The following is a 3319-nucleotide window of genomic DNA, read 5'->3' as shown; positions in this document are numbered from 1 at the left end:
AACCGCTGCTAAAACAACCTCTGCTAAAACAACCGCTGCTAAAACAACCGCTGCTAAAACAACCTCTGCTCAGACAACCCCTACTCAGACAACCCCCTCTCAAACAACGGCTTCTCCAATAGTATTATGCGACACCCTGACAGGGCAGACGACAGGTGGGGTTCAGCGTCGACTAAATCAATACAGTAACCTTGTTCGCGGACGACGATGTATTGTTCTCACTGCCGACCCGGCTGAGGATCTGGCTCAATTAATCAATGGGCTTCCGGAAGACATCGTGATCCTGCTCTCTTCCAATTCGGTTCCTACTTCGGTTCCTACAATGACGCCTTCTTCTTCCGTTACCCCGGTGTCGGGTAAAACACCTGTTAATTACCTTATTCACGGTGAAATAGTTTTGAAAGAGGGTCAGGACATTATCGGGGCTGCTGATGACGGTTTCGAAATCGTCATCATGCTTGACGAAAGCTATAGAGCGTACAATATGATCGTTGTTGGAGATTCAGGTAACTCTATATTTGGAGAAACAAAAGACAACAATATAAGACACATAACGTTTCGGCCCAATCAACCTAAAGGCCGCCGACGCACTAACGCTCTTGTTTCAGCATGGTGCTATAACCAGAGTCTGATCATAGCACATAACGTGTTACACCTGCCTGACTGGGTCGGCGTCAAGCTTGATTGCAGACAACCCCTGGATGCATCGATCAGTGATTCACGCTCAGGCCCCGGCCTGCTGATCGCTAATAATACGTTTAAAGCTGAAACTTTCAACGTGGGGGGCACAGATCTTATTCCAATGGAAGCGGTCGTTGTTATTACTCCAACCATCAAGAATCAGTCACAGAGAGTCGCTATTATTGATAACACATTCCAGGGCAAGCTGTCAGAAGCGGTAGAGTTTTCTCCCGGGCCCGGAAGCAGTATCGATATCTTCAGAAACAGGATCGACATTGACAATACGGGCACAACCTACCGTGAATATATGATGGGACGTAGCATTAAAAAAAGTGGTATCACGTTCGAAGGTATTACCGATGCCGATGCAGAACCTCCTCTCTTTAACCTTGCGGGCAATAGAATCCTCGTTAGAAATACAGCAATAGATATCTTGGGTCGAGTGAAACTGGCCATGGCTTGCAACCACATGGAGGGAATCCACCCCTGGCGGCAGGAACAACATCAATACAGCCTGAAAGCCGTTGATCCCTTACCTCTGGCGCGCGAGTGCAAAAGATCCCTGAGTTCAACCGTTGGCATGGCAACTACCCGTCCACCAGCACTCTGTCAGATCGTGAATAGCTGGAGAGCCGCCGAAGCTTCCCCGGCTAATTATGTAAGTGGACTGAGCAACCTCGAGGGTCAGTTCTACTTTGACCCGGACATCTGCCCGACAGTCGCTTCGCCCTCTGCTGTTATTAACAGTACCAGCGACACTGGCGATGACGATATCGCCACTTCATCAGCCCTTGCAACTGTAGCGACGACCACTCTGAGTATCATGACCACTCTGGCCCTGTTGCTGAATCAGTAGCCTGTGCCCGTTGCTCCGGTTTAAGGAAACTGTTGCAAAAGTAGCCAGCGATGTTCTTGAAATATTCTTAAGACATTAATGGATGCACACAAACGCATGGACTAGGATTTCTGTCGACGTATACTCGGGAGTCTGGAAAATGATTATTTTGCGGCGTTGCCTGGCCCGTTTGGTCGCTGCTGTACTTCTCTTACAGACTCTCAACCTTCAAGCCCAGAACACAACTCAACCTGTTTCCCCTTCTTCTACAACATCCCCGCTAACGGTATTATGCGAAACTCTTCCAGGAAATACGACGGGGGTTCAGCAACGGCTAAAACAATACAGTGAACTGGTTCGCGGGCGTCAATGCGTTGTTCTCAATGCCGACCCAACAGAGGATTTAGCGGAGCTGATCAATCGGCTTCCGCAAGATACGGTGATACTGCTCTCCTCCTACATGGTCCCTACGATGAAGCCTTCTCCATCCGTTACCCCGTTGACGGGCAAAACCCCTGTTAATTACCTCATTGGCAGTCAAATAGTCTTGAAGAACGGTCAGGATATTATCGGGGCTGCTGATAACGGTTTCGAAGTCGTCATCATGCCTGGCAGAAGTTATTCAGATAGATATATGGTCATCGTAGGAGACCGCCGTGACTTTAATTTCAGAGAAACAAAAGACAGCAATATAAGACACGTAACTTTATGGCCAACCAGACCTGATGGCTCACGATCCATTGAAAGAATTGTTTCAGCAACTTGTTATAACCGGAGACTGATTATAGAAAACAACGTATTTCATCTCCCTAACAATTATGGGGTTAGACTTGATTGCAGACAACCTCTGGATGCATCGGCCAATGATCTGCGCACCGGGCCGGGCCTGCTGTTCGCTAATAACACGGTAAAAGGCGAACGCTTTAACGTTTCAGCTGGTAACTTTATTCCACTGAATGGGCTGTTTGTTTCTATTGCCAGAATCAAGCATCAGTCACAGCAAATCGCTATTGTTGACAACACCTTCCGGGGCAAGATGTCAGAAGTGGGAGACTTGACTCTTGGACCCGGAAGCCATATTGATATCTTCAGAAACACAATCGACATTGACAATACAGGCACAACCTATCGTGAATATTTGATGTCAACATACATACCAAAAAATGCTTTCACGCTGACGGGTATTCGTAATACCACTGCAGAGCCTCCTCTCTTCAATCTGGCAGGCAATCAGATCCGCGTTAGAGATGCAGCTATACATGTCGAGGCACAACTTGAACTGGCCCTGGCCTGCAACCAGCTGGAGGGACTCGCTCCGTGGCGACAAACTGAACAAAAATACAGCCTGAAAGCTGCCGATCCATTGCCACTGGAAGGTGAGTGTGAAGGATCCGTGAATTCAACCGATGCCATGGCAACTACCAGCCCACCGTCAACCTCCCGGATTCTGAATACCTGGACAACCATCGTTACACCTTTATATGGACTTTCCAACGTTGAGGGTCAGTTCTACTTTGACTCGAAAGCCTGCCCGACAGTCGCTTTGCCTTCTGATGTTATGACCACCACAACCTCGGCGGGTACAACCGAAGTGACTACCGCTTTGGGTGTCATCACCACACTGACCCTGTTGTTGAATCTATAACCTGAACTCACCTCTCCGGTATACAGAAGCTGCCCCAAAAACAGCAGCCAGCGCGATTTTCCGGTCATGTTTTAACGACGTTAACAGGTAGGTATAAATTCATAGGCTAGCAGCCTGTCGGACTTAAGCGTCCGTAGCGAGGATTGCAAGAAATTGAG

General features: G+C 48.2%; 2 protein-coding genes. Both read left to right on the top strand.

Translation table 11 applies throughout. The annotated features are described in order from the left end of the window. Positions 1-1537: hypothetical protein (locus tag KDK16_RS10015; RefSeq protein WP_257275908.1), on the top strand; the 1537-nt coding region annotated here is incomplete at its 5' end. A 139-nt stretch (positions 1538-1676) separates the two neighbouring features. Next, positions 1677-3161, top strand: coding sequence for a hypothetical protein (locus KDK16_RS10010; RefSeq protein ID WP_257275907.1), 1485 nt, complete (start codon positions 1677-1679; stop codon positions 3159-3161). Positions 3162-3319 lie beyond the last annotated feature (158 nt).

The organism is Endozoicomonas sp. SESOKO4 (genome assembly GCF_024606275.1).
This window is presented reverse-complemented; position numbering and strand designations above follow the sequence as displayed.